We start from the raw sequence: 23,193 nt of genomic DNA on the forward strand, positions 1-23,193 counted from the left end.
ACCTCGACGTACTCTGAATGCGGTTTTACCGGCTGCACTTCAGACGCAGCACACAAGCAAACTCCTTAGGAGGAACGATTCAAGTGATTCTCGCTCAGCTCGCACATTTTGCTTCGCATACGGTCAGCTCCAGCCTGGCGTTTTTCCAGGAAGAAGGCGGCACAGTCAGCTTCAGCCCGATGGGTCTGTGGCAGCACATGGGATGGCTGGCCCGCGCGGTCGCGATCATCCTGTTCATCGAGTCGATCTGGTCGCTGGCCGTGATGATCGACCGCTACCTGTATTTCTCTGCGGCCCGCAAGCAGTCGCGCGAATTCGCTCCCAAGGTTGCCGGCGCCCTGAAGGACAGCAAGCTTGAAGAGGCGATCAAGATCGCCGACCGCAACAAGAAGTCGCATCTGGCCGAAGTTGTGACGGCCGGCCTGCAGGAATTCCGTGTTTCCTCGGGTATGGCCACCGAAGAGACCATCGAGAGCTCGCAGCGCGCCCTTGAGCGTGCCGAAGCCATCGTGCACGCCAAGCTGAAGAGGGGCCTCTCGGTTCTGGCCACCATCGGCTCGACCGCTCCGTTCGTCGGACTGTTCGGCACGGTCGTCGGCATTCTGAACGCCTTCCAGCAGATCGCCACGCAGAAGACTTCCGGTATCGGCGCAGTCGCCGGCGGTATCTCGGAAGCCCTGGTTACGACGGCCTTCGGTCTGCTCGTCGCCATCCCCGCCGTTATGGCCTTCAACTACTTCACTGGCCGCGTTGAAGCCTTCGACGTCGAGATGGATAACTCCTCGAGCGAACTGATCGACTACTTCATCAAGCAGAGCCATAAGCGGTAAACGAGCGGCATTCAGCTTGAGCGGGATCGTTCTTCAGGGCGGGAGAGCCCAAACTCTCTCCCGCCCGCGAGTTTGGTTCCCGGCAAATTGGTGCCAATGGTAAGCCGGAACATCTCCGGAAGAAAATTCTTGAGTACGGAGCCAGATTATGGCAATCGCAGTTAGAAACGAAGGGTCGAAGGTCAACTCCAACATCAACGTCACCCCGATGGTGGACGTGATGCTGGTGCTCCTGATCATCTTCATGGTCATCACCCCGATGCTCCAGAACAAGGTCCAGGTCGACATGGCCAAGGTGGACAATCCCACCGCGATGCCGGATGCCGACAAGGAAGACGCGATCGTTGTCGCAATTACGCGCGACGGCGGCGTATTTCTGGGCCAGGACAAGGTCGCGGTCTCCGAGCTCGGTTCCCGGGTCCGTGACAAGCTGGCAGACAAGCCGGGCAAGACCATCTTTGTCCGCGCCGATGCCCGAGCCCAGTTCCGCGCAGTTGAGGACGCGATTGACGCAGTCCGTACAGCGGGTGTGGAAGAAGTGGGCCTGCTGACGCAGAAGCGCGAGTCCGGAAACGCGGCGGGCGGCGAATAACGCTGCTCGACGTCAACGAGTTTTTTGAGCAATCGAGGAGTTTGAAGCCATGGCAATGACAGCCGGAGGTGGTGGCGGTGGCGCGATGGGCGACATCAACGTCACCCCGATGATTGATATTCTGCTTGTGCTGCTGATCATCTTTATGGTGATCGTGCCGGTTACGCCGAAGGGACTGGATGCGCTTGTGCCTCAGCCCCCCAAGAACCCGCAGCAGACGCAGCCGAACGACCGCACCATCGTTGTCCAGGTGCTCGGCAAGGGCGGGCAGAACCTGACCTACAAAATCAACGAGACCGACGTGAACAAGCGGGATCTTCTCGCCAAGCTCACGGAGATCTACGCGAATCGCGCCGAAAAGGTCATGTTCGTCAAGGGTGACGACGACGTGAACTTCGCTGCCATTGCGGACGTTATTGACGTCGCGCACTCGGCCAGCGTGGATCACATCGGCATCATGACGCCCAAGATCATGGCCGGCCAGTAGCCGGCCACGGCGGTGTGCAGCAGTCCCCTTACCGGGAGAAAGGGAGTGTGCGCCATGACGATGAGCAATTCGGGCAGCAAGTCAATGCAATCGGAAATCAACGTAACGCCGATGATTGATGTTCTGTTGGTTCTGCTGATCATATTCATGGTGATCGTTCCCATCGCGCCGAGAGGGGAAGCGGCATCGGTTCCGCAGCCGGCCACGCAGGCCGTGCCATCGCCGGGGAATCCTGTGGTCCTGGAGATCCTGAAGGGCAGCGAGGATGCGGCCCTATTCAGGATCAACCAGCAGGATGTCTCCTTTCAGGATCTGCGGGCTCGCCTGGCAGACATTTACGCCAACCGGGCACAGCGCGTGCTCTTCATCAAGGCTGACGATCAACTGAGCTTCCGGCAGATAGCGGAGGCGGTGGATATCAGCCATGCAGCAGGCATCGACCGTGTCGGGTTCATTACGCCCAGGCTCGCGCAGGGGCTGTAGAAAGCTCGAAAATCTGCTCCACGTTGTGTTCTGCGCCATGCGCGGACGGGGCACGACAGGAGTACAATTCACTTTCACCCTGGTTTCGGAAAGTTCCGCCACCCGGGGTTCCTGGAGGCAGGTACCCCGCGCTCAGAGCAAGCGGTGGCCAGTGTCATCAAGTTCCAGGCGCGCAAGGTAGAGGCACGACCTGAAGGAGAAGGATAGAGACATGAATCAACCCGCACGACTTATCGCTCTCGCGGTTGCCTTGGGGGGCATGGTGCTTTCCATGAGCGGGTGCGACCGCCTTGCCGCTCGCGACCAGCTGAACAAAGGCGTGGAGTCCTACAAGGCTGCTCGCTATGAAGAGGCAATCGGCCATTTCCAGAAGGCGACGGAACTCGACCCCAGTCTTCCCATGGCGAAGAGCTACCTTGCTACGGCCCTGGCGCAGAACGTGGTCCCCGGGCTCGACACCCCCGACAATTTGAAGACGGCGCAGCAGGCCATCAGCATTTTCCAGGAAGTGCTGGCGAAGGATCCGAACGACGTCAACAGCCTCAAGAACATCGCGTCCATTTACTTCAGCGTCAAGAAGCTCGACGAAGCCAAGGAATGGCAGAAGAAGGTTCTGGCTGTGGATCCCAAGGATCCCGAAGCGGCCTATACCATCGGCGTCATCAATTGGACCAAGGCGCATGAAAACGCTCTCAAGATCCTGGTTCCGGCCGGCATCAATGACGACGGCGAAGGCAATGTGAAGGCTCCCAAGAAGGTTCTGGAGCAAGTCAAGCAGGCGAACGATTCCCTGGTCTCCGAAGGGCTCCAGTATCTCAATCAGGCTGTAGCCAACCGTCCCAACTACGATGATGCGATGGCTTATCTGAACCTTACCTATCGCCGCAAGGCCGATGTCGACTTCGAGAATCCCGATGCAGTGAAGGACGATGTGGCCAAGGCCAAGGAGTGGAGCGCCAAGGCAATGGGCACCCGCAAGGCGAACGAAGAAGCAAAGGAAAAGAAGAACGCCGGCGGAATCGTCATGGATTCCAGCGGCAACATGAAGTAAGCCGGCTTATCGGCTGCAGATCAAACGGCCTCCGCTTCGGCGGAGGCCGTTCTTCGTTTGGGCAGCTCAGCACTGTTCCGGCTTGCGCGCATCTGAAGGAGCCATGGAAGGCAAGGACCTTGTGATCGCTCCTGTCTGCGAGGCGGCCTTATTGGCGCTGGTGGGGTTCGCGGGCTGGCTGACGCACCAACCCATGCTCTTCACCAGCCTGGGCCCAACCGCCTATGAACTGGTAGAGACGCCGCACCGGCCTACGGCGCGTCCTTACAGCATTCTCGTCGGACATCTGATCGCGGTGATTGGCGGGTATATCGCCCTGTGGGTGACGGGCGCGTGGCATGTAGCTCCGGTATCGACAGCTGAGTTGCTCCCGGCGCGTATCGGGGCCGCAGCTATCGCGGCTATGTTGACCGTCTTTGGCACGCTGTTTCTGAAGGCGAGCCAGCCTGCGGCGCTTTCCACAACCCTGCTGATCGCGTTGGGAACCATGCAGCGGCCGCGCGATGCCGCGGTCATCATGGCAGCGGTGGCCCTGATGAACTTGCTTGGAGAGCCGATACGCGCGGTGCGTCTGCGCACGCAGACGGAGAGGCAAGAACCGACGTAGTGAGAGGAGGCGCCCGACGGGCTATTGGGCGCCCTGCTTGAGAATCTGCTCGGCGAGGTAATTCTCCACCTTGGCGTCGTTGTGGAGCTTCTCGTAGTAGGCGGTTTGGAGGAGCTGGGTCTTGCGCCCGCGCAGTTCCTGGCGAATGGACTGCTGCACCCGCGGATCCTTCAGATCCCGCTGGCCAGCGACCTCACGGTTCAGCAATTTGTAGACGGCATATCCGATCAACTTGTGGCCGGGAACGCTGGGGTCGTAGACAGGTAAAGGTTGCGTAACCTGGTTCGGCTTGAGAGCGTCGATCGCGTTGAAAACTTCGAGATCGCCTTTAAGCTTCGACTCGGGAATAAAGCCCATGTCGCCGCCATTGGGAGCCAGGTTCGCGTTTTCGGAGAACTGAGCAGCCAACGTGCCGAAATCTTCCCCGCTATCGACACGGTTGCGGATGGACTGGATCTCCTTTTTTGCTTCCGCCTCATTGGGAGCATGTCGGGCCTGCGGTCCAGCGCCCTGCTGAGGAGGATTCCCGGTGACGACGATCTGCGCGATGTGATACTGGGGCTCTATGAAATTGAACTCGGCCTTATTGCTGTTGTAGTAGTCGGCAATCTCGGCGTCAGTGATATTGATCTTGGACTCAATCTCTTTGTTGATAAGCTTTGTCTGCGTCAGCCCGCGACGGATCTGGCGCTTCGCGTCGTCCAGTGTCAGACCGCGCTGCTTGAGCTGCGCCTCAAACTCTTCCTGCGTGAAACCGGCCTTGATCTCGGTTAGCTTGGAGTTCACGTCTTCGTCACTAGCGGCAAGGTTCAGCTTGGCTGCCCGCTGCTGAAGGATTTCATCGTCAATCATTCCATCCAGAGTTTTCAGGCGCACGATGTTGGCCTGCTCGGTCGAGGGCTCCTGCTGGGACTGATCGAGGTTGGCTTTGTAGATCTTCTCCAAGTCGGCGCGCATGATCTCCTTGCCGTTCACGGTGGCGACCACATCCGCGCTGGGGGCGCGGTGGCAGCCCGAAACGATCAGCAAGGTACCAAGGCCCAGAATGAAGACGGAACAGCGCGCTCGCGCGCCAACAACCCAATCGACTTGCAACCTGATCTCTCCCCTGAAAGCCGCAACAGCTTCCGGCACTACAGGATAACTCGCCTACCCGGGACAGGGGTAGGGCAAAACGCCTTTGTTCTCAGCAGCAAACCGCTGCTGGAACCACCTATTGTCCGGCCGGCTTCGGAGCGGGGGCCGGCTCCTGCTTTTGCGGCGGAGGCGGTTCGACGCCCGCTGCGCGAAGGGCCCGGTCGATGACGATCCAGAGTTGCTCTTCGGGCATAGCGCCGTTGATGCGTTCGCCTTCGATGAACAGGGCTGGGGTGCCTTCAATGCCCAGAGACTCTGCGAGGCTTGCGGATTGCTTCACCTTGCTCTCGTCCTGCTTGGTAATACAGGCATTCAGCTTGTCCATGTCGAGCTTGTCAACCGTGCCCTCGTCTTTGGCAATCCGATCGAGAGCCGCGAAACTTTTCTTGACGTCGCGATCCTGGCCTTCACCGTTGACTTCCTGGCCGTGCGAGTGCAGATAGTCGACGTACTTCCAATAGACGTCGCCGCTCTGATCCGCCAGACAATTCGCGTCCACTGCCGCATGCATGGCCCACGGATGGATTTCGGTCAGGGGGTCATCCTTATAGACGAACCGAACCTTGTCTTTGTAACGATTCAGCGTAGTGGGGAACAGCGACTGGTGCATGCGCGCGCAGTAAGGGCACTCGAGGTCGTCGAAATTGATCACCGTGACCTTGGCGTTGGGATTCCCACGCACCGGGCGGCCGCTGATGTCGATGTTCATGGCCGGGTTCTTGTCCAAACTGTAGGTTTCAAGCCGAGCCAGGGTCTTGTTGTCCTTGGAAATCAGAAACTTAAGCTCCTGCGAGCGGCTGCCGCGCGAGATCGTCACCGGCAGGTTGTCATAGCCGGGGAACTCGCTGGGCGTACGCTGTCCGATTGCGAGCGCGATGTCGGGCGGCATGCTGAACTGGGAGCGGACCATCACCTCGATTTTGCGGGTCAGGCCCGGATCGGCGGCGGTGGATTTGTCAGTCTGGGCTTTGCAGCCGGCGGCGAGGCCGAGCGCCAGAAGGCCGGCCATGATTCGAAAACGCAGCAAATTCATTTCCTCCGGCTTGATAGCCGTCCAGTGTCCGCGCCGGCAAAATCCGCTTCACAGCGCGGGTTTCAGAGCAGGTCGCACGGTGTCCTCAGGATACCACCGGGCAAAGTGCGGGCCGGTCGCGGGGCAGGTGTCCAAGTCTGAGACATTTGACAGTAGCGGAGGCAGGCGAGGCGGAACGACGATTTTGGTCAAGTGCCCGTACAAAGAGCGGCCAACCGCTGTTCCGTCCCTAACCTCATCTGGTGAGACGTTCCGGAGCACAGCGCATTATGCAGCCTCTGGGTCATTGGCTGGATAATGTGTCCCGTCCCCGCGCTGCAACACCCTCCCTCGTCGCCGCGAGTCCTTCGGGTCCACTCACTGAAGGGTTCGCGGTCCCGCCTTCCAAGTTAGTACGCAGGAATGGCGCCAGGGTCACGGAAGACGGCGTTTGAGCGGCGGATATCGCCCACAGAACCGAAGTTCGCCAGGGTGAAGCTGTAAAGATACTGCGTCTCATCCCGGACGGTTCCCAGGGCGAACCGGCGGTAGCCGACAGTGAGCCCGCAGCAGTCCCAGTTGTAAACAGCCTGGATGCCTCCGTACTGAAGGGCCCCGTTCACGAAGTCGTAGCCGCCGTTCATGGCGAGATTGAATCCCACGCGGTTCTGCCGGCCGATCTGGATGAACGGATCAAGCTGCTGGCTTTGGGAGAGGGAGGCCTTGCTGCCCTGCTCGTTGGGGGCGTTCAGCAGGGCATGGCCCACGCCGATGGTGGTGATGCCCCAGCTGTAGCCCGCAAAGACGTTGTCAGCGCCGAAGCGGCCAGGCTTGGGGTCGTAGTCCAGGTCCCACTCAACGCGCAGGTTGTGAATGGCCTCAAAGCGCAGCCGAGAAACCAGGGGGGACAGGTTGCGTGGTTCGGTCAGGAAAGCGACGCCAGTCAGGTCGAGCGTGGAGGAGAAGACGTTTCTGCGGCCGGGAATCAGCGCTCCGCCAAAAGTGGGGTCCAGGAAGTACCTCTGCAGGATCTGCCAGCTTGCCCATTCGCGAGGGCGGGAATCGCAACCCGGGTTCTCTGCTTTAGCAGCACCAGTACAGAGGCGCGGGCGTACGTAGAAGCGCTGCGTGAGCGAGAAGCCGACCTCGTTGGTGTCAGTGGGAATGTCCGTGGTGTCGACCAGGAGCACGTCCCGCGCCTTTTCGCCGATGCCGCCGACGAAGTGATAGGTCAGCTCAGGTTCAATGACGTGCCGCAGCACCTTGCCCGATTTGCCGATGGCGAAGTCACGTTCGAGCGCCGGCGGACGAAGATCGAGCGCGGCCTCGCCATAGAGACGGTGGAGAGGTTCGTGCCTGACCGCAGGAACGCCGGAGTGCGTTCCGACCAGGTCAGGAACCTGGCTGGTGGTGTACCAGGTGCCGCGCAACGCGACCTGGGGAACAATGCTCCAACCGGCGCCGACAATGGGTAAGGAGAGATGCGGATAGAAGTCGAGGCGCCCGTCGTTATGAGCGTGGAAGTTCGGCTCGGACCGGCTCATGTGGGCGATTGACGATCCCAGCCCCCAGTAGAGCGGCGAGGTCGGAGATTCGAGCGGGCGATCGAGAACATCGAAGCGCACACTGGGCAGGTGCAGGATGCGGACCTCGTTGAACTGCGAATCCGCGTCGCTGGGCGGTGCCGTCCCGTTGCCTGCATTGGGGCTGACGAATGTTTGCAGGCGTGCTGTCTCGACCGAGGGCACGTAGCCGTTATGCGCGCGGGTCCAGGCCAAGTCGCTCTTGACCTGTGAGTTGATGGCCTGCCAGTAGCTGTCGTTGAAGACCAGGCGGTAGGTGTAGTTGGAAAGGTACTCCACGTTGCCGGCGATGCGGGTCTCCGGCGAGAAATCTTTCCGCACAAGCGCATTGATGTCGGCACCGCCCTGATTGACGTGAACAGGAGGCGCATCGGGCTTGGGCTGGTAGTAGAAGCCGCGATCGAACAGCGCATTCCAACGGACGGTGAGGTGATCGAGTCCTGGGCCTTTGTAGCGGAAATCGCCGTTCGGCGCCCATCCGCGGCGGCTGTAGTACTCGGTGCCGACCACCATGTCCATGCTGCGGTTGAGTACGAGGTAGTACTGCTCGCCGAGCGTGAAGCCGCGAATGGATGAGCCTACGCTGAACACAGGGATCAGGAATCCGCTCTGGCGGCCGGTCTCCTCGGTCGGGTGCTTCATGTAAGGCAGATAAAACAGCGGCACGCCGAGGAATTTGAAATAGGTGTTCTTTGCGGACGCCTGGCCTTCTTTCACATTGATGGTTTTGGCGAGCAGCTGCCAGTCGGGGTTCGGCAGGCGGCAGTTGGTCATGGTGCCGTCGACGACGCGGTAGTCGCGCTCGCCGGCCTGGATGAGCACGCGCGCCGAGATGATGAAGGGATTGGCGGTGGAGTAGACGACGTTGCGGCCGGAGCCGCGCACGCCCATGGTGCCTGTGACGTCGTAGAAGCGCGCGGTGTGATCGTTGAGGCGCATGGTGCCGCGCGATGCGGTGAGCACTACGTCGTCGGGGCCGCCGCGCACCTCGAGGTGGCCTTCCGCCTCGAGCTCTGTGCTGACCTGGTTATAGGTGACCTTGTCTGCGCTGATCACGTAGTCGCGGTAGTGAAATTCCGTGACGCCGTAGAGCGTAGCGGTATTTGCGGCCCAGGTCTGGCGGTCCGCTTTCCAGCTGACGGGGACACCCGTTACCGGCGCTGGCTCGGGCTGTGCAACGGGGATTACTTCCTGGCCGGGATCGTCGGGCAGGCTGGAATTGGAGGGCTGATTTGAAGAGCTTGTTCCAGATTGCGCAGGGGGTAACGCATTGGTCAACGTCTGCGCCATCACAAAGGTGTGACAGAGCACTACGAGCGTGATACATAGGAAAAAGCGAGGACGCATCCGGAGACCAAGGCCAGCATAGCAAACCGCGGGCACAATCAATGGACGTACAACGCACGCTCTGGCTTCAGGACATTTCGGTTCAGCACGCCCGTTCGGATCGCTCGATCCGCATAAGGTCCTGTACTCACCTCCGCGCTTCCCATGCCTCTCGCATTGTCAATCTCCGCGGCGCCCTGCTCGCTGCCGCGGAACAACAGAGCGGATCGCAGCAAGCAGAGCCGCAACAAGGAATATGAAATTGAGCACACTCGGACAGCCCCATCCCGAGGCCGCGTGGAAGCAGGAAGTCGCTCGCCGCATTGCCGCGCATAAAAACCGCAAAGGAGCGTCCGCTCCCGAAGAGCCCGCGCAGGCGCACAACTTTGGCAGCAGCCTGGCTGCGCAGGCCGCGTCGCGCGTTGCCGCGCGCTTTGCCCAGGCTCCGAGCTATACAGAGATGCAGGCTGAGGAAGCGCGCCTCGCGGTGCGCGCCGCAGAGATCGCGACGAAGGTGGCGCTCGAAGCGCAGGCTGCGGCCGAAGAGGCGCTTGCCGAAATGCACGCCGCAGCAGCAGAGCAGAAACGCGGCCCCGCCGTGGTGGAGAGCATCGCAAGCGCCCGCGTTGAAGCGGTGGAGGAGATCGCCGTCTCGGTTGCGGAGCCGGAGATGGTCTCTGTGCCGGAGCCCGTGTGGATGAGCGAGGCGGTGGCTGAAGTTGTGTCCGAGCCTTTTGCCACAGTGCCTGTGCAGACGGCTGAGTCTGCCCCGGAGTCGGTGATCACGCAACACGTCGTGGATGGCCGGAGCTTTGGAATTCGCTGGGAGTCGGATGCGGCTGTGCGCGTATTGCAGCCAAGGCACGCGCCCGCTCCAGAGCCTTTTGAAATTGACCGTGAAGACTGGTGGACGCCGGCGGAGGTGAGCGCGACGCTGCGCAATGAGCCGATCGCCATAGAGTCTGACGCGGGCACCGCAAACCTGATCGCGTTCCCACGCGAGATTATCGCCACGCGCAAGATGCGCCCGCGCCTTGCGGAACCCGTGACTGCCGCCGCGACAGAGCGACAGCTCAGCATCTTTGAAGTCGATCCGGGTACCGTCTCGACTGAACCTGAGCCAGTGGCCGACCCCTGGCCTGCACAGGAGTGGGCGCCGGCTGGTTGGAACTCGGCGACAGTGTCTGAGACCGCGCACTGGCCAGTTGAGCAGGTGTCAGGGCCCAAGTGGTCGGGCATGGAGCTGGATGCCCACCCGGTGGTGGAACGCCGCACTGAGCCCGAGGCGGTGCGGGCAAAGCAGGAAGTTCACCTGGCCAGCCTGGGCTACCGCCTGATGGCGATGGCAGTGGACGGCGGCCTGATCCTGGCCGGCTTTTTTGCCGTGGCGATCATGCTTTCCTCCAGTGTGCAGCCGCTTTCGCCACGCTCAGCGGAGGTCTTCGCGGTGCTGGGCCTGGCTTTTGCAGGGTTAGCCTATAACGCGCTGTTCCTGGGATTGGGCGTGTCGACCCCCGGCATGCGTTATGCGGGGATCGCGCTGAGCACGTTCGAAGATGAAGTGCCGACGCGCGCGCAGTTGCGCCGCCGCCTGGGCGCGATGGTACTCTCGCTGGCTCCGGTGGCGCTGGGCCTGGTCTGGTCGGTGTTCGATGAAGATCACCTGAGCTGGCATGACCGGTTCTCGGAAACTTATCTGCGCAAGCGATAGCACTTGCGAGTGGCAGCTCACCTCTATAGTCTGTTCGAGTCTCAATGAGAAGCCGATCCGTTTCCGGGATCGGTTTTCTCGTTGTTTGCGTATCCCCGGACACAAGACACCGCCGGCGTGGCAGTCTGCTCGATGAGTGCGCGCGGCTTCCCTGAAAGAGGTGCGTCCTTGGCTACCCTTCTCGCCGACATCCGCCAATCCGTCCGCATGTTCTGGAAAAGCCCGGCCTTCACCATCGCGGTTCTAGCTGCGCTTGCGCTGGGCATCGGCGCCGATACTGCGATCTTCTCCGTGGTGAACGCGGTTTTGCTCAAGCCGCTCACGTATCCGGAGCCGGACCGGATCGTGCAGTTCCGGACGACCTCGCGGGACGGGGGCGAGTTCCAGGGAGCTTCGGTCACCAAGTTCCACATGTGGCAGGCGCAAACTGGCGTGGTGCAGGACGCGGCCGCGTACGACTTCGGCAGCAAGGGGATGAACCTGACGGGAAACGTCCCCGAGCAGGTGAAGGGTGTGCATGTATCGGAGGCGTACTTCCGGCTGTTCGGTGCGCGCATGACGCTTGGCCGCACCTTCACCCCGCAGGAAGACCTGCCGCATGGCGGAAATCTTGTGGTGATCAGCTACGGCTTCTGGAAGCGCAAGTTTGGCGGCGATCCTAACGTTATCGGGCGCACTCTGCCGCTCAGTGGAGAGCCTTACACCATCATCGGCGTCGTCGACCGCGACTTCGAGTCCGATCCTGCGGCCGACCTGTGGCTTCCGTTCCAGTTTCCGCCCAACTCGACCGACCAGGCGCACTACTTCCAGGCTGCGGCAAGATTGAAGCCGGGCGTGAGCCTCGGGCAGGCGCAGGCCCAGATGAAGCTGGGTTACTCGCAATTCAAGCGGCTCTATCCTGAGGCCGATCCCAACGACAGCTTTACCGTCAAGCCGCTGAAGGATGCCGTCGTTGGCGATATGCGTAAATCGCTGCTGGTGCTCATCGGCGCGGTCAGCTTCGTTCTGCTGATTGCGTGCGCCAATGTCGCGAACCTGCTGATGGTTCGCGCCGCAGGGCGCAAGCGAGAATTCGCCATCCGCGCGGCCATGGGTGCGAAGCGGATCCGCATGATTCAGCAGCTGCTCACGGAGAGCATCCTGCTGGCGCTGGTGGGCGGAGTGCTCGGGCTGGGCCTCGGCTTCATCGGCGTGCGCTGGCTGTTATCCGTGCGGCCCGGAGCGATACCGCGCATTGGCGAGGACGGCGCCGGGGTGTCCATTGACTGGCGCGTTGCGCTCTTCACCGTGGGTGTGTCGATTCTTACCGGTATCTTATTCGGGCTGATTCCTGCATTCGGCGCATCGCGTCCTGACCTGGCGGCGACAATGAACGAGGGTGGCAGCCGCAGCGGCTTCGGTCTGCGGCAGAGCAAGGCGCGGTCGATGCTGATCGTGAGCGAAGTTGGTCTGGCCCTGGTGCTGCTGGTGGGCGCCGCACTGCTCATTCGCACATTCATCGCGCTGCGCATGGTCAAGCCGGGATTCGATGCGCACAACGTGATCACCATGGAGATGTCGCTGACCGGCCAGCGCTACTCGACTACAGGCGGGGTGGCGCAACTCATCCGCGACAGCCGCGACCGAATCAAGGCGATTCCGGGCGTGGAGGAGGTCGGCGTCTCCGATACGCTGCCGCTCGATGGCGGATTCGGACTGCCGTTCATCATCGTGGGTCGCCCGCTCAAAGGGCCCGCGACCGGCGGATCTGAGTGGAAGTGTGCCTCGCCTGGGTATTTCGGAGCATTCCATATTCCCATCCTGCGCGGTCGCGACTTCACTGTGAACGATGTGAACGGCGCGCCGCCGGTGGTGTTGATCAGCGAAGCATTCGCCAAGGAAAACTGGAAGAACGGCGAGGACCCGATTGGACAGCAACTCATCATCGGCAAAGGAGTGGGCCCTGAATTCGAAGAGCCGGCGCGCACCATTATCGGCATCGTGGGCGATGTCCACGATCGCGCCCTGGATGATCCGGCAGGCCCGGTGATGATTGTTCCGCAGGCGCAGATGGGCGATGGTATCACGTTGCTGAATTCGCGGATCGCGCCGTTCATCTGGATCATTCGCACGCAAACGGACCCATACCAGGTGGTTCCCGCGGTGACCGAGCAACTGCGCATTGCCAGCGGCGGATTTCCGGTGGCGCACATCCGCACGATGGATGAGGTGGTGGTGCGATCGACCGCGAGGCAGGACTTCAACATGCTCCTGCTGTCGATCTTCGGCGGCTCTGCGCTGCTGCTGGCGGCGATCGGCATCTACGGCCTGATGGCTTACAGCGTGACGCAGCGAGTGCGGGAGATCGGCATACGAATGGCGCTGGGCGCGGACCGTGGCAATATTCGCAGCATGGTGGTGTGGCAGGGCATGCGACTGGCCATTGCAGGCGTTGTCCTGGGGGTGGGAGCAGCCTTTGCGCTGACGCGCCTGATCGCCAGCTCGCTTTACGGGGTGAAGAGCTGGGATCCGGCTGTGTTCATCACTGTGCCGATCGTGCTGAGCGCGGTGGCGCTGGCAGCGACATGGATGCCCGCGGTGCGCGCATCGCGGCTCGATCCGATGAAGGCGTTGCGTATCGACTGAACACCGGGCCTTGCACCCCAGAGAATTTCTTGTCGCCGATGGCCGCAATCGGGCTAGAATAAACGCGCTTTCCAATCAGTGTTTTCCCTTCATTCCTGCGTGCGCGGGGCGCGGGGTTCTTTGCTGCGCGTAAAGCCCTGCGTTGCGCACATGGATTGAGGGAAGGGCCCGGCTTCTTACATTCTCTGGAGGATTCATGCTGTCTCGTATGCAGATGTTCTCTCGGGGCCTGGTTCTCGCAGCCGCTGGGGTTGCCATCGCGGTCGCACAGACGAGTCTCTCAAAGTTCGGCGTCAACCTGAATGAGCTCAAGCCGCAGGTGGTCGAGTCGCTGCGGAACGGATTCATTCCGGCATACCCCAATCGCAAGGCGTATCAGGCTGCTCCGGTGGCTGCGCGCGTGGCGTTCGTGAATGAGGCCATGGCGTGGGCGAAGGCGTATACCGAGTCGGCCGCGTTTAAAGCGGATTATGACAAGCGGCGCATTGCGGCGAAGCCCGCAGCGCCCGAGGCTAAGGGAAGCGCGGACGACCAGTACAACAAGCTTTTGGCCGACCAGCGCAAGTCGCTGGAGGAGATGAAGAAGAACGTTGCCCAGATGTCTGCTGATATGCAGAAGCAGATGCAGCCGGTGATCAAGCAGATGGAAGAGACGATCGAGAAGACGGCGAAGGACCCGCAGATGGCCGGCATCATGAAGAACAGCTATTCGGCCCAGGCCACGTCTGACGAAGAACACTACAAGAAGGAGCTCGCCCGGTACGAGAAGGAGTTTCCGGCCGACCCCAAGGTGCTTATCACGAAGCGCCTGCGCGAGTTCATTGCGCTGTGCAACGACGTGAATTTTGACGCGAAGCTGGTGGGAACCGGCACCAATATGCGCTTCGCGGATCAGCAGTACGAGCAGAAATCTGACCAGTGGAAGCTGCTGTATCGCGCAGGCAAGGAGCCTACTGAGGCGGCGCGGGCGTATGCGGCGAATTGGTTGAAGCAGCTTGGAGGCTAGCGATCCCCAGCCGGCCTTCTACCATGTGAGCGCGCGCAACGCGCTCACCCCGGCTCCGATCAGGGCCGTCTCATCGTCTTCTTCCAGCACTTCGAGCGAGAAGCTCTGTAGCGGGCTCATCTTCACCATCGATTCCAGGTGCGCGCGCAGCATACTGAGTTCGAGGAACTTCACGTTGTGCCCGGTGAAGTAGAACTTGCCCGGGCCGGCGAGATGGATGAACGATGCTGTTGCGGCGGCCAGCGCACGATGCCATAGATCGACGAACTCCAGGCATTTGGAGTCGCCCTGCCGCGCCGCTGCGAAGACCTCTTCCGGTTCCTTGTCGAGAAAGCGTAGGCGCATGGCGCGATAGCCCATGATGCCTTCGAGGTGGCCCACGCCGCCGCATCCGCAGAAGCGCTCCTTGGGGTCGAGCGACACGGTGATGTGACCGCCTTCCCATACGCCTTCGACGTAGGGCCAGCGGCCGTAGCCAATGCCGTTACCGATGGTCCAAACGCGCGTGAGCCGGTTGAGGTGCCCGCGTGTAGCGGCGACACCGGCGGCGATGGCGTCGGCGTCGTTGGCAATGTGTACGGGGGCAGAGATGCCGCGCGATTGCAACAGGCGACCCAGCTCTTCGCCCATGTGGAGGCCTTTGATCTGTTGCAAATTGGGGCTGTCTTCAATGATGTTGTGGCGCACCACGCCTGGAACGGCAAGTCCAATCGCGTCGAGCTTTTCGCCGCTGTCGGCTGCGAGAGTGGCTACGAGCGAGGCAAGAATCTCAAGCAGATCGCCGCTGGGCATCGATGCAAGCTCATCGGTCTGCTCGCCTTCGCCGCGGTAGCGGATGGTGTTGCCAACCAGCTTGTGGTCCTCGAGCAGTCCAGCGACGATGTGCTCGGTCATGACCAACCCGATGGCGAGTGTCATGGAAATGCCTCCCTGCCGCTTACCCCTGGTACCGGTGCATCCGGCCCAGCCCATTGAACGCCGCCACCTTGTAGCACTCGGCCAGCGTGGGATAGTTGAATACCGTGTCGACGAAGTAGTCCACGGTTCCGTCGAAGGTCATGACGGCCTGGCCGATGTGCACCAGTTCGCTGGCGCCCTCGCCGATGATGTGCACGCCCAGCACTTTGCGCGTGTCGCGATGAAAGATCAGCTTGAGGCGTCCGGTGGTGTCGCCGCGAATCTGTCCGCGCGCCACTTCGCGATAGTAGGCCATGCCTACTTCGTAGGGGACGTCTTCGTCAGTGAGCTGCTCTTCGGTCTTGCCGATGAAGCTGATCTCGGGAATGGTGTAGATGCCGTAGGGATAGAAGCTCGGATTCGATGTAGTCTCGCCGTCGTCGAAGGCGCGGTGAGCTGCGATGCGACCCTGTTCCATTGAGACCGATGCCAGCGCCGGGAATCCCACTACGTCGCCTACGGCATAGATGTGCTCGACCTTGGTCTGATAGTGCTCGTCGACCGGGATGCGTCCGCGCGCGTCGGCTTCGATGCCGGTGGCGGCCAGGTTCAGATCATCCACCGCGCCCTGCCGCCCGACTGCATAGAGCAACGCATCGCCCGAAACCTTCTTCTTGCTTTGCAGGTTCGCGACTACGCCACCGTCGGGCAGCTCCTCGACGCTTTCTACCTCTTCGCCCAGGCGCATCGTCACGCGCGCGTCGCGCAGGTGATAGCTCAGTGCTTCGACGATTTCCTGGTCGGCAAACTCAAGCAGCTTGGCGCGCTTTTCGATCAGGGTGACGCGCACGCCGAGTGTGGCGAACATGCAGGCGTATTCCACGCCGATGACGCCGCCGCCCACGACGATGAGCGAGCGCGGGAGCGTGGGAAGATCGAGCACCTGATCGCTGTTGATGATGGTGCGGCCGTTGATGGGGACCTTCGGCGATGTCGAGGGCCTGGTGCCTACGGCAATGATGATGCGATCCGATTCGAGGGTGGTGTCACCGGCGGGCCCTTCCACCTTTACGTGCGTCGGGTCGATGAAATGGGCGATGCCATGTACCACGTCAATTCCGTTACGCGAGAGCTGTGCCTCGGTGACGTCCACCTCGGTCTTGATCACGGCTTGCACCCGGAATGCCAGGTCGGCCATGGTGATCTTTTCCTTGACGCGGTAGTTCATTCCATAGACGGAGCGGTAGTTATAGCCGGAGAGGTGAAGCACGGCCTCGCGCATGGTCTTGGAGGGGATTGTGCCGGTATTGATGCAGACGCCGCCGACAACCGAGCGCGATTCCACCACGGCTACCCGCTTCTTCATCTTGGAGGCGGCCACTGCGGCGCGCTGTCCGGAAGGCCCCGAGCCAATGACGGTCAGGTCGTACTTGGCGGCGCTCATGCGAGTCTCTCTCCCAGAACGATTCGATGCCTTGAGCCGGAAGGAGTTTCCGTGAGGGGAGTCACGAAGCCCTTCAACCGGAGGCTACCACACGAGCCTCCGCGAAAATACGACTTGTCCGAGCAGTTCGCGGATTCACAGAAAAAACGGCGCCCCGGTGTCTCGAGATGAAAGACACCGAAGCGCCGGGGAGAATCTTCTTAGAGTGGTTCAGGAGTGCGCGGAGCGCACACTCATTCCGGCCGGCTGCGGGCGGGCGCTGAATTTTCCGCCTTGCTGGTGATCGCCCTCCAGCTTGAATTCGCGGATCATGCTATCCAGGTCGCCGGCCAGAGAGGCCAGGTGCTTGAGCGCCTCCACAGTCTCTTCCGCCCCTTGCGTATTCTCCATCGCGAGTTGCGAAATCTGGCCGGCGGATTCGGAGATCTCACCGGACGCGGCCGTCTGCTCTGTCGCGGCCGTGGCGATGAGTTCGATCTGGTGCTCCACCTGTTTGGAGGACTCGATGATTGCTTCGAGGCTCTTGCGCGCGCGGTTGGTTTCGTTCAGGCCAGTTTCGACAGCAGTGCGGCTCTCGTCCATTACGGTGAGGGTTTCGCGCGTTTCTTCCTGGATGCTGCGAATGGTTGCTGCGATCTCTTCGGTCGCGCTCTTGGTGCGTTCGGCCAGCCTGCGCACCTCGCCTGCGACCACTGCAAACCCGCGGCCATGCTCGCCCGCGCGCGCCGCTTCGATCGCCGCATTCAGCGCGAGCAGGTTGGTTTGCTCGCTGATCTCCTGAATGACGTTGACCACCTTGCCGATCTCCTCGGATCGGGCGGCTAGCGACGTCATTTTTTCTGAAACCGAGCTGGTCGCGGCGGAGATGCGCTCCATGGTTTCAGCGGCCGACTGCATCACCGCTCCGCCCTGGTCGGCCGTCTCAGCAGACACGCGGCTGGCCTGTGCGGCATGCTCGGCGTTATGGCTGATCTCGCCGATCGTGACCGTCATTTCCTGGGCCGCGGCCGCGATCTGATTTGTCTTGCTGGATTGCGTATTGGCGTTGCCGGCGGCCTGAACCGCGCGGGCACTCATCTGGTTGGTCGAACTCGAGAGTGTTTCGGCAGTTCGACCCAGAGACTCCACCATGGCGCGCAAAGCGGCCACACTGGTGTTGAACGCCTCGTCCAGACGCCCGATCTCATCGCTGCCGGTCACATTCACATGAGCGGTCAGGTCTTTCACCGCCAACCTCTCCAGTGCGGCGGTGGCGCGCCCGATGCGCGGCGCGATAACGCGCGTCAATGTTGCGCCCACGAGAACGCACAGCCCCACGAGGAGCGCGGTTGCAACTACGGAAACCCATTCGGCGCGGGTGCTGGAACGCATGGTCGCGTTAGCACCTGAGGTGCCCTCGCGGACATTCAGGTCGAGATCTGCGCCAAGGTCCTTCAGAGTGTTGCCGAAAAGATTGACTGCCTCATCGCTGGTCAGCGCATCCATCGCATCCCCGATCTTGCCGGCAGAGACGAGATTCGCTCCGCGATTGCTCAGTTCGAGGTAACGCTGGAAGTCTGCAACGAACTTCTGGTAGAGCTCGCGCTCGCCCGGGTACGAGATCATGGCTTCGTATTTACGCAGATCGCTCTCGTACTCCTGGATGGCCTCCTGCCGGCCCTGCATGTGCTTTTCCAGGCATGCGGGGGTTTGGCAGACCAGGACATCGAAATCCTGCCTGCGCAGGGAGTTCATGGCAGCACGAATATCGCCGAGCTTAACTACCGATGGGAATGAGTTGAGGCTTACGTCCGAGCTGATCGCGGCGATGCTTCGCGACGTGAAGAAGGTGTAAGCACCCAAAGCCACACACAGCACGCATACGGTGCCAAATGCGATGTAAAACTTTTGGGAAATCGGGATATTGCGCGCGAGGGACATTCGACCGGACCTTTCGGAGTGAGATCAGTGAACCTCATCGGCGCGGTGTTGGGAGACTTGAGCAGATCAGACAAGCCACAACGCGCAGCTGTCCGGAATGAGGCGTGTTCCGCCGGGCCGATTGCGATAGAGCTGACGAACCGATATTCTTGCCGCGCATAGCAGTTTTGCTTTCTGAGGAATTTCTTATGTGTGCTGGCGCGCATATTCGTTTCACCTTCCGGGCCGCGGTCGCTGCTGTCCTAGCAATGCCTCTTACCTTCTTCGCACAAAGCAAGGCTCCTTGTCCTCCGCCTCCTGCCTCGCGGCCAGCGCCGGTCAAGCTGACGGCGGAGCAGGATCGAGCACGCATGCTGGAGCTGCTTGGATTGCGTGAGGACCAGATGCGCCGGCCGCCGGCGACTGATCCGAAATCGCCGAATGCTGCGAACTATGACGAGGCGAAGGCGAACGTCTATCCCAATCTGCCGGATGCGCTGAAGATGAAGAACGGTCAGAGCGTGACAACGGCGGACCGGTGGTGGAAGCAGCGGCGGCCCGAAATCGTGGCCGACTATGAGCGCGAGATACTGGGCCGCGCGCCGGAGAATCTGCCGCAGGTGACATGGGAAGTAGTGAGCGAGAAGCCCGAGAACTGGCGTGGCATCGACGTGATCACGAAGCGGCTGGTGGGTCACGTCGATAACTCCTCCTATCCGCAGATCACAGTCAATATCGACTTGATCCTTTACACGCCCGCGCATTCCGGCGGCCCGGTTCCGGTGCTGATGGAGATGGCGTTTGCGAGAGATTGGGAGCGCGCGCTGGCGCGGCCGTTTGTTGTGCCGCCTCCGCCGGGAACGCCGGGCCACTGGGGCGTGGATGGGTACGAAGCGCTCAAGCGTGGTTGGGGATTCGCAGTGCTGAATCCGGTGAGCTTTCAGTCCGATGACGGCGATGGCCTGACGCAGGGCATCATCGGGCTGATGAACAAGGGCCAGCCGCGCGGATTGAATGACTGGGGCACGCTGCGCGCCTGGGCGTGGGGCGCGAGCCGCGCGCTCGATTATCTCGGGAGCGATGCGGCAGTGAATGCGAAGGAAGTGGGGCTAGTGGGGCACTCGCGCTTCGGGAAGGCCGTGCTGGTCACTATGGCGTATGATCCGCGCTTCGCGATCGCCTACTCGAGTTCGTCGGGCGAGGGCGGCGCGAAGCTCTATCGGCACATTTACGGCGAGCAGATGTCGAATCTGGCGTCTGCTTCGCTCTACCACTGGTTCTGCGGCAACTTCCTTCGCTATGGCGGTCCGCTTACGCCGGCGGATCTTCCCGTGGATAACCATGAACTGATCGCCCTGTCGGCGCCACGTCCGGTGTTCATCGGAGGCGGATCGAACGACGGCGATGGATACGCGATTCAGGGGGGCGATGCATGGGCTGATCCGAAGGGGATGTTTCTGGCGGAGGTGGCGGCGACCCCTGTGTACAAGCTGCTGGGCGGGAATGGGCTGGGCACGGCGGAGTTCCCTGCGGTCGGCACGACGATCGCAAATGGCGATCTGGCTTGGCGGCAGCATCAATTCGGCCACACGCCCGCGCCAAACTGGCCCGCGTTTCTTGATTTCGCTGCGAAGTACCTGCACACGCCGGCGGGCGAGAAGGTTCTTGCCCAGGCACAGTGACACGAAGCCCGGCTTGTGGCCAGTGCTTTCGGGGATACGGTTTACATCTGCGTTGTTCCGGCCGTGGCCGTCGTAGCTCCCTGGTCGCCGCTGTAATCGTCTTCCACCGGGTCCCAGGACTTGTCGGGATTGAACAGATCCATCGACTTGAACTGATCCAGCGTTGTCGGCCCGAGGTCCTTTTCGTAGACCACGCCGTCCTGGCTCACGATGAAGGTGCGGACGCCCGTCACCCGGTACTCGGCCGGAGCGGCAACGAGGGCAAATCCACCGATCATCGCGCCCTTCACCACGTAGTTCAACTTGCCAAGTGGGGCCGCTGGCCCCTGGCCCTTGAGGATCTTGAAGTAGTAGCCGTGGTACGGATTCAGCTTTTCCTCATAGCCCTGCTCGATGGCCTTGGCTACCTTCTCACCGACCGGGCCGTCCCAGGTGCCATCCGCGTTCTGCCAGGCAAGCCCGTCCTGATTGCCGGGAGTGCTGATGATTCGCTGGGCGAACTGGCTGGGCTCATAGGCCTGCCGCTGGCGGAAGGCGTAATCGTACTGCGCATCGACGTAGCCGTGGCAGACCGAGATCGCGTCGAGTTCATTCTCGCCCACGCGTCGGTAAAGGAGTTCCTTCTGGCCGGCCTTGGTGTCAAAGAACCACTTGGAACCACTCTTTACGATCGGCACGGGAAACGGCCAATCATTGTCTCCGATCACCAGGAAATACCGATTCTTGTTCTTTGGGTCCGCCGAGACGGATTTCTTCTGCTGGGCTTTGGCTGCGAACGCCGCGGCATGCTCGCGGTCCTGCGCAGGTTCTCCGCTGAAGATGAGCTTCTCGACGCTCGGCCCGAAGATCTTGATCATCTCATCCTGGTTGAAGTCGTTCGCCGCTGCAATCAGGGCGTCGGCGGCTTCATCCGCGTTGGCGAACGTTTTCTGACCGGCAACAGGTCCTGATACGGTCGCAGAGGGCTTTGCTGCGGGAGCCTTCGCCGCCGGCTTATCCGTGGCCGCAGGCTGTTGTCCCCGAGTAGATGGGGAACTGGCGCACACGCAGCCCACCGCGGCGAGAAGAACAATCTGCATAAGACGATTCATCTTTGGATCGGTATGTCTCATATCTCTGCCCCATCACCTTCCAGATGGATATCGGGTTCTTACCTGCGCCGTCCGCCGCCGCCACGGCTCATGCCGCCACCACCGCCACGGGATCCCATGCTCGACGATCCGCGGCTCGAGGAACTGCGGGCGCTTGCGCCGTCGAAGCCGCCGCCGCGGTTTCCGCCGCCGAAGGCATCACGATTGCCGCCGCCGCTGCGCGAGAGATCGCGGCCACCGATACTGTCGGCGCCGCCTCTGTTGCCGCCGCCCAAACCGCTATTTCCTCCACGATTGCCTCCGAGCCCGCCATTATTGCCGCCCAAGCCGCCTGCGCGATCGCCCGCGGTCCGGTTGCTGGGGAGATTACCGCCTTCGCGGCCGATCTGCTGCCGTGCGTTCGCCTGGCGGTTCGAGAGTGAGTCGCCGCGAGTGACACCGCCGAACTTATTGGCAGTGGCGCGATCACCATAGGGCGTTCCGCCGCGATGCGACGGATTGTGCTGCCATGAGCCTCCACCGCCGGCCGGCAGCTGCGATGCGCCGCCGCCGGGCCGGCCAGCACCGCCGACGCCACCTACTCCACCCGGGCCGCCCACGCCTCCTGCGCCTCCGACACCGCCCACTCCGCCGGCGCCACCCACTCCGCCAACTCCTCCGACGCCTCCTGCACCTCCGACGCCTCCAACTCCGCCTACACCTCCAACGCCGCCTACTCCGCCTGCGCCACCCACTCCGCCCACTCCACCGGGACGGCCTGCGCCGCCGCTGGGAAGCTGCGAAGGCCGGTTTCCGCGGCTGATGTTCGTGTTGCGATTGAAATTGTTATTTACGTTGATGTTGACGTCGTTGTGTCCCCAGCCGCAGCCGCAGCACCAGCCGCCGCCCCAGAACGCGCCCATGGCCACGCCGATGCCAAACGAGATCGCGATACCCGCCGCGTAATAGCCCGGCGGGGGGTAATAGATAGGCGGATAGGGATAAACAGGAGGACCGTACACAACTGTCGGGTTATACGAAGGCACGTAGATTACTTCGGGATTCGACTGCTGGACAACGATGACGCTTTTGTTCTCGATGACCTGGGTCTCCACCTTCTGCTGCTCGGTGGTCTTGAGGTTGCCCTTGTCCTGCGCCTTCTTGCGCATGCGCTGCACAGCGTCCATCACGTCGCTCTGCTGCGCGAGGAAGGCGTTCCCAAGATCGGTGGTCCACTGGATGTCGTCGGTGAGGCGCTTCACGAGATCAGGCAGGCCGGCCATGGACTGAACGCTGGGATCCCAGGGCTGCTTTGCAACCGCGTCCGAAAGCGCCTTGTCCTTGAGGGTCTTGTTCTTGTCGAGCCACTGCTGAAGCTGCACAAGTTCCAACGGATAAGTGGACGAGGCAAGGACCTGCGCCAGCAGCCCATCGGGATAGAGCGCGATGGGAGCGACGAGGGCGTCGAGCTGGTCGGGAGGTATCTTTGTGCCCTGGCTTGCACCGGCTGCCGGCGCTGTCTGCGCGGGTGCGGCCTGGGCAAGCGCTGCCTGTTGCGCTGCCGCAGAAGCCGGAAGCCCTGCCGGAATCATGGCGAAGCAACACACCACGGCCACGAAAGTCCTGAACAAGCTGGGTGTGCAATGTGGAGCAGACAGCTGCTTGCCGGAGGCATCAGCGCTCCGGCTAAATCCGAGTCGGCCTGACATGGAACGAACCTCGCTTCCGCGGAATGCCAGTTCGCATGTTCG

18 protein-coding genes are annotated in these 23,193 nt (G+C 61.6%); 10 read left to right on the forward strand and 8 right to left on the reverse strand.

What is annotated here, in order from left to right:
• The first annotated feature begins 83 nt into the window (after positions 1-83).
• From MOP44_RS09860 to MOP44_RS09885, 6 genes are all read left to right on the forward strand, one after another.
• Positions 84-830 carry a MotA/TolQ/ExbB proton channel family protein gene (locus MOP44_RS09860; RefSeq protein WP_260795870.1) on the forward strand — a complete coding sequence of 249 codons (747 nt, stop codon included), beginning with the start codon at positions 84-86 and terminating at the stop codon, positions 828-830.
• A gap of 148 nt (positions 831-978) precedes the next feature.
• Positions 979-1,422 carry an ExbD/TolR family protein gene (locus tag MOP44_RS09865; protein ID WP_260795871.1) on the forward strand — a complete coding sequence of 148 codons (444 nt, stop codon included), beginning with the start codon at positions 979-981 and terminating at the stop codon, positions 1,420-1,422.
• 49 nt (positions 1,423-1,471) lie between these two features.
• Positions 1,472-1,909, forward strand: a complete 438-nt coding sequence (locus tag MOP44_RS09870; RefSeq protein WP_260795872.1) for an ExbD/TolR family protein — start codon at positions 1,472-1,474, stop codon at positions 1,907-1,909.
• A gap of 54 nt (positions 1,910-1,963) precedes the next feature.
• Positions 1,964-2,392: an ExbD/TolR family protein gene (locus tag MOP44_RS09875; protein ID WP_260795873.1), complete on the forward strand. Its 429-nt coding sequence runs from the start codon at positions 1,964-1,966 to the stop codon at positions 2,390-2,392.
• Positions 2,393-2,603: 211 nt separating this feature from the next.
• The gene (locus tag MOP44_RS09880; RefSeq protein ID WP_260795874.1) at positions 2,604-3,443 is read left to right on the forward strand and encodes a tetratricopeptide repeat protein; all 840 of its coding nucleotides are present in this window, start codon (positions 2,604-2,606) and stop codon (positions 3,441-3,443) included.
• A 103-nt stretch (positions 3,444-3,546) separates the two neighbouring features.
• Positions 3,547-4,050: an HPP family protein gene (locus tag MOP44_RS09885; protein WP_260795875.1), complete on the forward strand. Its 504-nt coding sequence runs from the start codon at positions 3,547-3,549 to the stop codon at positions 4,048-4,050.
• 21 nt (positions 4,051-4,071) lie between these two features.
• Here the strand turns inward: MOP44_RS09885 and MOP44_RS09890 are convergent, their stop codons facing one another.
• The 3 genes from MOP44_RS09890 to MOP44_RS09900 all read right to left on the reverse strand — a co-directional run bounded on the left by MOP44_RS09890 (position 4,072) and on the right by MOP44_RS09900 (position 9,072).
• The gene (locus MOP44_RS09890; protein WP_260795876.1) at positions 4,072-5,145 is read right to left on the reverse strand and encodes a SurA N-terminal domain-containing protein; all 1,074 of its coding nucleotides are present in this window, start codon (positions 5,143-5,145) and stop codon (positions 4,072-4,074) included.
• 118 nt (positions 5,146-5,263) lie between these two features.
• The gene (locus tag MOP44_RS09895; RefSeq protein ID WP_260795877.1) at positions 5,264-6,220 is read right to left on the reverse strand and encodes a DsbA family protein; all 957 of its coding nucleotides are present in this window, start codon (positions 6,218-6,220) and stop codon (positions 5,264-5,266) included.
• A 389-nt stretch (positions 6,221-6,609) separates the two neighbouring features.
• On the reverse strand, positions 6,610-9,072 hold the full coding sequence (locus MOP44_RS09900; protein WP_260795878.1) for an LPS-assembly protein LptD: 2,463 nt from the start codon (positions 9,070-9,072) through the stop codon (positions 6,610-6,612).
• A 292-nt stretch (positions 9,073-9,364) separates the two neighbouring features.
• Between MOP44_RS09900 and MOP44_RS09905 the strand changes: the two genes are divergently transcribed.
• From MOP44_RS09905 to MOP44_RS09915, 3 genes are all read left to right on the forward strand, one after another.
• The gene (locus tag MOP44_RS09905) at positions 9,365-10,819 is read left to right on the forward strand and encodes an RDD family protein (RefSeq protein WP_260795879.1); all 1,455 of its coding nucleotides are present in this window, start codon (positions 9,365-9,367) and stop codon (positions 10,817-10,819) included.
• Between the two features lie 168 nt (positions 10,820-10,987).
• Entirely contained in the window at positions 10,988-13,444 is a 2,457-nt protein-coding gene (locus MOP44_RS09910; protein WP_260795880.1) for an ABC transporter permease, read from the forward strand.
• A 196-nt stretch (positions 13,445-13,640) separates the two neighbouring features.
• On the forward strand, positions 13,641-14,450 hold the full coding sequence (locus tag MOP44_RS09915) for a hypothetical protein (RefSeq protein ID WP_260795881.1): 810 nt from the start codon (positions 13,641-13,643) through the stop codon (positions 14,448-14,450).
• Positions 14,451-14,468: 18 nt separating this feature from the next.
• Here the strand turns inward: MOP44_RS09915 and MOP44_RS09920 are convergent, their stop codons facing one another.
• From MOP44_RS09920 to MOP44_RS09930, 3 genes are all read right to left on the reverse strand, one after another.
• Positions 14,469-15,368 carry an ROK family protein gene (locus MOP44_RS09920; protein ID WP_260795882.1) on the reverse strand — a complete coding sequence of 300 codons (900 nt, stop codon included), beginning with the start codon at positions 15,366-15,368 and terminating at the stop codon, positions 14,469-14,471.
• A 19-nt stretch (positions 15,369-15,387) separates the two neighbouring features.
• Positions 15,388-16,791: a Si-specific NAD(P)(+) transhydrogenase gene (gene sthA / locus MOP44_RS09925; RefSeq protein ID WP_260795883.1), complete on the reverse strand. Its 1,404-nt coding sequence runs from the start codon at positions 16,789-16,791 to the stop codon at positions 15,388-15,390.
• 210 nt (positions 16,792-17,001) lie between these two features.
• Entirely contained in the window at positions 17,002-18,711 is a 1,710-nt protein-coding gene (locus MOP44_RS09930; RefSeq protein ID WP_260795884.1) for a methyl-accepting chemotaxis protein, read from the reverse strand.
• A 248-nt stretch (positions 18,712-18,959) separates the two neighbouring features.
• Between MOP44_RS09930 and MOP44_RS09935 the strand changes: the two genes are divergently transcribed.
• Positions 18,960-20,372 (forward strand): glucuronyl esterase domain-containing protein, encoded by a 1,413-nt coding sequence (locus MOP44_RS09935; protein WP_260795885.1) that lies wholly within the window; start codon positions 18,960-18,962, stop codon positions 20,370-20,372.
• A gap of 41 nt (positions 20,373-20,413) precedes the next feature.
• On the opposite strand, the gene MOP44_RS09940 is transcribed toward MOP44_RS09935, so the two are convergent.
• Together MOP44_RS09940 and MOP44_RS27850 are read right to left on the reverse strand one after the other, a co-directional pair.
• Complete coding sequence (locus tag MOP44_RS09940; protein ID WP_260795886.1) at positions 20,414-21,463, reverse strand: DUF2950 domain-containing protein; 1,050 nt, start codon at positions 21,461-21,463, stop codon at positions 20,414-20,416.
• Between the two features lie 59 nt (positions 21,464-21,522).
• Positions 21,523-23,073, reverse strand: coding sequence for a DUF3300 domain-containing protein (locus MOP44_RS27850; protein ID WP_313901060.1), 1,551 nt, complete (start codon positions 23,071-23,073; stop codon positions 21,523-21,525).
• Positions 23,074-23,193: the final 120 nt, after the last annotated feature.

Source organism: Occallatibacter riparius (assembly GCF_025264625.1).
GTDB classification, from domain to species: Bacteria; Acidobacteriota; Terriglobia; order Terriglobales; family Acidobacteriaceae; genus Telmatobacter; species Telmatobacter riparius.

Excerpts from the sequence above, each read along its gene's own strand:
- MOP44_RS09865 (WP_260795871.1), top strand. The coding sequence starts at position 979 with ATGGCAATCGCAGTTAGAAACGAAGGGTCGAAGGTCAACTCCAACATC.
- MOP44_RS09870 (WP_260795872.1), top strand. The coding sequence starts at position 1,472 with ATGGCAATGACAGCCGGAGGTGGTGGCGGTGGCGCGATGGGCGACATC.
- MOP44_RS09875 (WP_260795873.1), top strand. The coding sequence starts at position 1,964 with ATGACGATGAGCAATTCGGGCAGCAAGTCAATGCAATCGGAAATCAAC.
- MOP44_RS09880 (WP_260795874.1), top strand. The coding sequence starts at position 2,604 with ATGAATCAACCCGCACGACTTATCGCTCTCGCGGTTGCCTTGGGGGGC.
- MOP44_RS09885 (WP_260795875.1), top strand. The coding sequence starts at position 3,547 with ATGGAAGGCAAGGACCTTGTGATCGCTCCTGTCTGCGAGGCGGCCTTA.
- MOP44_RS09895 (WP_260795877.1), bottom strand. The coding sequence starts at position 6,220 with ATGAATTTGCTGCGTTTTCGAATCATGGCCGGCCTTCTGGCGCTCGGC.
- MOP44_RS09900 (WP_260795878.1), bottom strand. The coding sequence starts at position 9,072 with ATGGCGCAGACGTTGACCAATGCGTTACCCCCTGCGCAATCTGGAACA.
- MOP44_RS09905 (WP_260795879.1), top strand. The coding sequence starts at position 9,365 with ATGAAATTGAGCACACTCGGACAGCCCCATCCCGAGGCCGCGTGGAAG.
- MOP44_RS09915 (WP_260795881.1), top strand. The coding sequence starts at position 13,641 with ATGCTGTCTCGTATGCAGATGTTCTCTCGGGGCCTGGTTCTCGCAGCC.
- MOP44_RS09920 (WP_260795882.1), bottom strand. The coding sequence starts at position 15,368 with ATGACACTCGCCATCGGGTTGGTCATGACCGAGCACATCGTCGCTGGA.
- sthA (WP_260795883.1), bottom strand. The coding sequence starts at position 16,791 with ATGAGCGCCGCCAAGTACGACCTGACCGTCATTGGCTCGGGGCCTTCC.
- MOP44_RS09930 (WP_260795884.1), bottom strand. The coding sequence starts at position 18,711 with ATGTCCCTCGCGCGCAATATCCCGATTTCCCAAAAGTTTTACATCGCA.
- MOP44_RS09935 (WP_260795885.1), top strand. The coding sequence starts at position 18,960 with ATGCCTCTTACCTTCTTCGCACAAAGCAAGGCTCCTTGTCCTCCGCCT.
- MOP44_RS09940 (WP_260795886.1), bottom strand. The coding sequence starts at position 21,463 with ATGAATCGTCTTATGCAGATTGTTCTTCTCGCCGCGGTGGGCTGCGTG.